Here is a 6,947-nt window from a genome sequence, read left to right as displayed (position 1 = left end):
ATAGAGAAGAGCCTCTTCGCTCCCGTCTCCGAACCGGACCCGGAGCGTCATCCGCCCCGGCGCCTCCGAGAGCGGGGGCAGCAGGGAGGCGGAAGCGGTCTCTCCCGGGGCAGTCGCACGGATGCCGGCGGCGATGTAGGTCCACCCCCCGACAGAAATCCGGCCGGCCACCACGTGCCCCTCACCGCTCCAGAGAGATTGAAGGTAGCCGCCGATCCAATCCGGCAGGCGCTCCCGGCCCGGGTGCGCCGTCGGCGTCTCTCCCCCATCCACCAGCCGCAGGCGCTCCGCCCACTCCCTTATCCGGTGGAGCAGCGGGTGGACCGGGCGCAATGCCTCCGCCTCCCAGGGCGTCAGCCCCTCCATGCCGCGGGCGATGCTCTCGATCAGCGCCACCCGTATCTGTCCTTCCTCCACGGATTCGGCAGACTCCTGGAGAACATCCATGGCGGCGATCCGCTCGGCCATCGCAAGGAGATGGGGATAATCCCGCGCCGGGGGAAAAAACCGGTTCGCCCGCCCGGCCGGAGACGGCAGCCCGCTGCGCCCGAACCATTCCTCGATGTCGAAGGGAAGCGGCAGGAGACCCTGATGGGGTTCCTGGGTGCGCCGCCAGAAGCTCCGGGCGCTCTCCAGCGCGGCGGCGGCGGCGCCCTCGCCGATCTCCCAGACTTCCATCAGCTCCCTTCGGATCTCCTCCTCACCCGCTCCCCGGTCGAGATGATCGGCCACGCGCCGGAGCAGGAGGCTGAAAAAAGCCGTCTGCGCCCGGGCGAGCGAGGAGAGCCGGCCGGGCGTTGAGGTCAGGGCCGTCAGGCACATGTAGATCGTTCCCACCTTGGGTTTCGCGCCGCGCATGCCATAGAGGGCGGCCATCCCCTCGAGGCGCTTGAGGGTGATGGCCAGCTCCTCGCCCGCAAGAAGACGAAGGTGGAGGAACGCGACGGGAAGCGTCTGCTCGGGCAGGGTGGGCTCGGCGGCCCGGGGAAAAAGAAGCGCGGAGAGCTGTTCGCGGATTTCCGACTCCACCGCGCCGAAATTCTCCAGAAGGTAGGCGCGGCACCTGCGATCCCACCAATCCAGCAGGGCGGGACGGTAATCGGTCGAGGACAAGGCGGACTACCGGGCCGAGCTGGCGGGGCCGGCCGCGCGGGGAGAGCCGGCGCCCTTCTTCGGGAGAGAGGCCATTCCCCACTTCTGCAGCAGCCGTCCGGCGCCGAAAAGAACCACCGCGAAAATCAGGACGTAAATCTGCGTCTCGAAACCCTTTTCGGGAAGGTAGAGGCCCATGTACAGCGCCAGCGCACAGTCGATTATGGCAAGCACCTGGAAGAAGCGGCCAAAACGGTAGAGAAGCATCAGCCGAGCTGCTCCACCGCGGCGCGGAGGCGCTCGATGCCCTCCTTCACATTCTCAATCGAGGTGGCGTAGGAGAACCGGATAAAATCGTCGTCCTTGAACCCCTCGCCGGGAACGCCCGCGCACCGCGCGTTCTCGAGAAAGTAGAGGCCGACATCCACCGAGTTTTTCAGCTCTCCCTGCGGGCCCTTCTTCCCGAAGAGGCGGCTCACACGGGGAAAGACATAAAAGGCGCCCTTCGGCCGGGAGACGGAGAGGCCGGGGATGCGCCCGAGGCCCTCGACAAAGGTCTTGCGGCGCCGGTCGTACTCGGCGCACCAGCCCTCGAGGAAATCGTGCGGCCCGCGCAGGGCCGCCACCCCGCCGTACTGGCAGAACGTGGTGGCGTTGCTCGTGCTCTGGCCCTGCAGCTTGTTCATCGCCTTGATGATCTCCTGCGGCCCCAGGGCATAGCCCATGCGCCAGCCGGTCATGGCATAGGTCTTGGCAAAGCCGTCGAGGAGCAGCGTCCGCGCCTTCACCTCGGGCGAGAGGCTGGCGATCGAGACGTGCGCCTCGCCCTCATAGAGAAGTTTTCCGTAAATTTCGTCGGCGATGATGATCGCCTGCGTGGGAAGAATCACCTCCGCGATCATTTCGAGCTCCGCGCGGCGGTAGACGCTCCCCGTCGGGTTGGAGGGGCTGTTGAGCACGATGGCCCGCGTCCGGGGCGAGACGGCGGCCTCCAGCTCCTCGCGCGTCATCTTGAAGTCGTTCTCCTCCCGCGTCCGGACCGGAACCACCGTCGCCCCCGCCAAAACCGCTATGGGCGCGTAGCTCACCCAGGCCGGCACCGGCAGGATGATCTCATCGCCCTCCTGAAGAAGCGCATAAAAAGCGTTGAAGACTGCTTGCTTCCCGCCCACGGTGACAATCACATCATCGGGAACGTACTGGAGGCCCTTGTGCTCGGACACCCAATCGCAGATGGCTTCCCGGAGGGGCAAGATGCCGCGCACGTCGGTGTATTTCGTCTGCCCGTCGCGGAGGGCCTGAATCGCCGCCTCCTTGATGTGCCCGGGGGTGTCGAAGTCCGGCTCGCCGGCAGCAAAAGAGATGACGTCAATGCCCGCGGCGCGCATCGCGGCCGCGCGCGCGTTCATCGCCAGGGTGGGGGAGGCTGAAAGATTTTGCATTCTCGAGGCAAGACGCATGTTTATTTTCCCGAAATGAGAGAAGACGGAACTATTTCTTGAAACGGCTTTGGAGCGCGGATTTGACCGACTCCGGCACCAAATCACCCACATCGCCGCCGAGGGAGGCGACTTCTTTCACGAGGCTCGAACTCAGGAAGCTGTACTGTTCGCTGGGCATGAGAAAAACCGTTTCGATCTCATCGTCCAGGCGGCGGTTCATCAGGGTCATCTGAAGCTCGTAGTCGAAATCGCTGACCGCGCGGAGGCCGCGGATGATCACCGAAGCGCCGATGTTCTTGGCGTAATCCACCAGGAGCTGGTGGTCGAAGGAAACGATCTCCAGTCCGTCTTCTCCGCCGCACTCGTCCAGGAAAAACTGGCGGCGCTCCCCGTAGGAAAAGAGGGGCTGCTTCGCCGGATTGTCGGAGATCGCCACCGTCACCCTGTCGAACATGCGGACGCTGCGGCGGACGATATCGATATGGCCGTTCGTGGGCGGATCGAACGTCCCGGGGTAGACCGCTTGAATGCCCATCGCTACTCCCTCTCCCTCGGGCGCCGCTCCCCCCGCATCGGAGCGTTTGCGGCCCCAATTCTTCTCGGGGGCAAACTAGTCAATTTGGGAGGAAACTTCAATAGCCCTTGTATATCAACTCTTTCATGGAAAGCCGCCAGCCTGTCTCATCTGAGGCACCCGCCCCGTCCCCCCTGTTTTCAAAGGGGCAACCCGCTTTTTGAGAAATCGATGCGATTTTCACTCCAGAAACGGCGCCGGAGACCGATATCTATACCAAGGAGACAGATTGGGAACCGGGTACACGGAACAGAAAAAACTGACCTGAGAGACCCTGAATTCCCGGCATCTCCGGGATGGGCCAGACCGGCTTGGGCTGGCCCATTTTTCAAGAATCCACGGGGGCGAGACTCCCCCGATACAGGAGCACATCATGGAAAGCGGCATCTTCGACGGCCCCAAGCTTCTCTGGCTGGTCGAGGAGTCAACGGAAGGCCACTCCGACACCCGCATCTGGGAGATAGCGGCGCGCTCCCGAACGGATGCGCAGCTGAACACCATGCTGGACATGTTGAAAAACCACAGCGCCTTCACCGTCGTCATCCGCGATTCGATGGGCCGCACCGTCTTCTTTCCCTGCAACCTGCAGGCAATGCAGCCCGCGCTGGCGCACTAGACCCGCCCGAATCCGCGAACCTCAAACTCACGCATAGTTGATGTAGAGCGGGCTGGACCAGGCCTGCCCCCCGTCCGCCTGCAGCACCCGGACCCAGTAGGGATTGCAGCCCCTCGGAATCTCTTCGTCGGTGAACCGGAACACGGCGTCCCGCTCCTTCAGCTCCCTGGCCACTTCGCTGATCTGCGCCCGGATGTTCACCCCCCCGCCCGGAAAGATTAAAGGTTCATAACCAACCTCCGCCAAAACGGCCTCGAAGCTGACCACATGGCTGAAAAAGCGGAGCTTCGCGCCCGCCGGCGCCTCGATATCGAGAAAGACCCCGTCGGGATCGCCCGAGGTCTTCGTGTCAAAGCGGAGCACCTTGTTCGAAACGCCCTGGACCACATCGTCATACTGATCCAGGGCGTAGGGCGTAAAAGAAACGATGCGCCCCCGGTCGAGGGAGATCCCGCCCTTCCAGTCCACCTTCTTGTCCCGCCCGCTCTTGTTCACCACTCCGCTCCACTGGACGCGGATGCGGCGCACGCCCCCGCCCCCCTCCGGCGCATTCACCGCGTGCCGGTAGATGGTCTCGCTCCCCCGCCTGATCTCGACATCGAGCAGCGGAGCGGTGCCGTGCACCTCCACCTCGATGACCGGCGGCGCTTTGGTGTCGAACTCCTCGCCCATCCAATGGCCCGCGCAGGCGCTCTTGAGAAGAATGCGCTCGCCGTTCGTGCCGTAGGTGCGGCGGGCCTTCATGGCCTCCCAGACCGCCTCCCGGGTGAGCGCTTTTGCGTACAGCCCCATCAGCCCGCCCTTCACATCGAAGGTGACCACGCTGTTCGTCCGCCGGTTGGGGTAGACGAGGCCCTGCCGCCCGGTGTGATCGTCGCTCCCGCCGGTGATCCCCACCTTGAATCCTCGCTCGAGGGCCTCTTCCACGAACCACTCGAACGTCCCGTGGTGGGAGTGAACTTCCACGAGCCGGACAAACTCGGGGTCGAAGTAATCCAGGTTGCAGGCCCTTCCCCCGATGTGGGCCACCGAGAGCACATCCCCGCGGCCGCGGAAGGTCTCCCAAAGCGCGGAGATGGGATAGCGATCGGTGCCGGCGTCGGAGAGATCGTCGATCCGGGCGTGGGAGCTGCGGTGAATCTGCGCCGCATCTCCTGAAAAATAGACGTTGTAGTCTCCCCCGCCCGATCGGTTGCCGGACCATTCATAGCCCAGGATCGTGACAAAGCCCCCCGGCGCGTTGAACGCCCGGCACCCCTCGATGACCTCCTGCCAGTCCTCTTTCCGGACGCGGAAGTCGTTTCCCTGCCAGGCGGCGAAATCCACCCCGCCCTTATCGCGCGCGAAGCGGAAGTACTCCTCCACCGTTCCGGTGCCGACCGTCGAGCGCGTCTGCCCGTGAATGTCGCCCCAGTAGAGCGCGTATTCCTCGCCCTGCTTTCGAGGGACGATAGGCGGCGAGTCGCCCGCAAGGCCCCCGCCCTCCGCCAGCCGGAGCCGGTAAGGCCCCTCCCCGTGCAGCACAAGGCCGGAAAGTTTCTTCGCGCCCCCGTCGGCCGGCGAAAAAACCACTCGCTCGGGAACCTGATCCTGGTCCGATGCCCCTTCGATCCGCACCTCGCCCGCGAACTCCTCCGCGGGATTGCCCCAGGAATCCACCAGCCGGAGGAGTGCGCCGAAGGGCTGCCCCAAAACGGGCCGCTGGGCGGGCGCCAGCTGCAGCTCGGCGGGGGCGCCGCCCATCACGCGGACCTCGGGGTCTTCTTCAATCTCGTAAAAATGGTTGTGATTGAAGGTGTCAACCGCGATTTTGAAGGTGTGCCGGGTCTCGGGAAACGTCTGGCAGCGGATGCCGGGGCCCCCGCCCCGCGTATCGCCCAGGATCACCTCCACCGCATCGCCCGGATTCAGGTAGCCCTTCGCGATGCGGACCGCTATCCCCGAGCGCCAGTCGTCGAGATACCCCGCCTCCAGGTAGGAGAGCGCGAGGGCGACCCGCGGATTCGCGCAGCTCGCCGTGACGTAGCCCGAGGCGGCGGGATCGGTGAACTGGGGGATCTCCATGTCCGAGGAGAGGCGCTTGCAGATCAAAATGCGGGCGCCCTCGTCCGTCCCGTATTTCCCCGCCGTGAAGATGAGCTTCCGCGTGAAAAAACTGCCGGCCACGATGGGGGTGTCGGGCTCGACGCGGGCCGAGCCGACGTCGAAGCGGTAAGGATCGAGGCGTTTGTCCATGACTCACCTTGAAAAGGGAAGTCTTAAGCTAGTCATTTCCCCCGTGCTGTGTCAACTTGCTACCCGTTCCGCTCTGGACCGGATGCGTTTGACTCGAATCGAGGTTTCCCGGATTGGGAATACTGCCCCTTTCCCTTTTGCTGATCGCCGCCTTCTTCCACGCCTCATGGAACTATCTGGCGAAAGAAAGCGCGGACCCGTTCGTCATGCTCTGGACCGCGCATTGCATGTCCCTTCTCATGTACGGGCCTTTTTTCTGGATGTGGTTTTCGCCGGAGGCCATCTCGGCGGAAGGATGGCTCTTCGTCCTCGCCACGGGATTGCTGCACGCCGTTTACTTTTTTACCCTCGGAACCGCCTATCGCACGGGGGAGTTGTCGATCGTCTATCCCCTCGCCCGCGGCTCCGCGCCCCTGTTCGCTGCCGTCATCGCGGCCCTCACTTTGGGGGAGCGCATCTCCGCACAAGGGGGAGCGGGAATCGCAATTATCGTCATCGGGATCTACCTGACCCACCTGACCGGATTCGGGCGGGCGGACTGGGCGGCGCCCGGCCGCAGATGGAAGGAGAAGGGGGTGCGGTGGGCCCTCGTCACCGGCCTGGTGATCGCCCTGTACTCGGTCGTGGACAAGGCAGGCGTCTCCCGCATCGCCCCTGAAATCTACATCTACCTGATGTTTGCCCTGACATGCCTCTTCACCGCTCCCCTGGCCCTCTCGAATGGCCGCGCCAAACAGGTATGCCGGCTGCTGTCTGAAAAGAGGCTCCTCGTGCGTGTGGCGCTGGGCGGCGCCTTCACGATGGGCTCATACGGTCTGGTGCTCTACGCCATGAAGATGAGCATGGTCAGCTATGTGGTGGCCGCGCGGGAGGTGAGCGTCATCATCGGTGCGGCGATGGGCGTGTTCATCCTCCGGGAGGGGGGAAGAAGGCAAAAATTGTGGGGCGCAGCCCTCATCGCGGCGGGCGTGATGCTCATCGCCGCAAG

Annotated in this window: 7 protein-coding genes; 2 read left to right on the top strand and 5 right to left on the bottom strand. The window is 64.2% G+C overall.

The genetic code is table 11. The features are described 5' to 3' along the window. The 4 genes from O2807_10065 to coaD form a co-directional block, all read right to left on the bottom strand. Nucleotides 1-1,113 (bottom strand): hypothetical protein (locus O2807_10065; protein ID MDA1000839.1); only part of this gene is annotated, 1,113 nt, incomplete at its 3' end. A gap of 6 nt (nucleotides 1,114-1,119) precedes the next feature. Beyond that, nucleotides 1,120-1,359 (bottom strand): hypothetical protein, encoded by a 240-nt coding sequence (locus O2807_10060; protein ID MDA1000838.1) that lies wholly within the window; start codon nucleotides 1,357-1,359, stop codon nucleotides 1,120-1,122. Continuing rightward, nucleotides 1,359-2,552, bottom strand: coding sequence for a pyridoxal phosphate-dependent aminotransferase (locus O2807_10055; protein ID MDA1000837.1), 1,194 nt, complete (start codon nucleotides 2,550-2,552; stop codon nucleotides 1,359-1,361). The genes O2807_10060 and O2807_10055 overlap by 1 nt, the downstream gene beginning before the upstream one ends. A gap of 31 nt (nucleotides 2,553-2,583) precedes the next feature. Next, nucleotides 2,584-3,069, bottom strand: coding sequence for a pantetheine-phosphate adenylyltransferase (coaD, locus tag O2807_10050; protein MDA1000836.1), 486 nt, complete (start codon nucleotides 3,067-3,069; stop codon nucleotides 2,584-2,586). Between the two features lie 412 nt (nucleotides 3,070-3,481). On the opposite strand from coaD, the gene O2807_10045 reads away from it, so the two are divergent. Beyond that, complete coding sequence (locus tag O2807_10045) at nucleotides 3,482-3,724, top strand: hypothetical protein (GenBank protein MDA1000835.1); 243 nt, start codon at nucleotides 3,482-3,484, stop codon at nucleotides 3,722-3,724. 27 nt (nucleotides 3,725-3,751) lie between these two features. Here the strand turns inward: O2807_10045 and O2807_10040 are convergent, their stop codons facing one another. Next, nucleotides 3,752-5,959, bottom strand: coding sequence for a DUF3604 domain-containing protein (locus O2807_10040; GenBank protein ID MDA1000834.1), 2,208 nt, complete (start codon nucleotides 5,957-5,959; stop codon nucleotides 3,752-3,754). A gap of 113 nt (nucleotides 5,960-6,072) precedes the next feature. Here O2807_10040 and O2807_10035 point away from each other — a divergent pair. After that, the coding region (locus O2807_10035) for a DMT family transporter (protein MDA1000833.1) at nucleotides 6,073-6,947 on the top strand (875 nt) is incomplete at its 3' end.

It is taken from the genome of bacterium (genome assembly GCA_027622355.1).
Classification (GTDB): Bacteria; UBA8248; UBA8248; order UBA8248; family UBA8248; genus JAQBZT01.
This window is presented reverse-complemented; position numbering and strand designations above follow the sequence as displayed.

Excerpts from the sequence above, each read along its gene's own strand:
- O2807_10060 (MDA1000838.1), bottom strand. The coding sequence starts at position 1,359 with ATGCTTCTCTACCGTTTTGGCCGCTTCTTCCAGGTGCTTGCCATAATC.
- O2807_10055 (MDA1000837.1), bottom strand. The coding sequence starts at position 2,552 with ATGCGTCTTGCCTCGAGAATGCAAAATCTTTCAGCCTCCCCCACCCTG.
- coaD (MDA1000836.1), bottom strand. The coding sequence starts at position 3,069 with ATGGGCATTCAAGCGGTCTACCCCGGGACGTTCGATCCGCCCACGAAC.
- O2807_10045 (MDA1000835.1), top strand. The coding sequence starts at position 3,482 with ATGGAAAGCGGCATCTTCGACGGCCCCAAGCTTCTCTGGCTGGTCGAG.
- O2807_10040 (MDA1000834.1), bottom strand. The coding sequence starts at position 5,959 with ATGGACAAACGCCTCGATCCTTACCGCTTCGACGTCGGCTCGGCCCGC.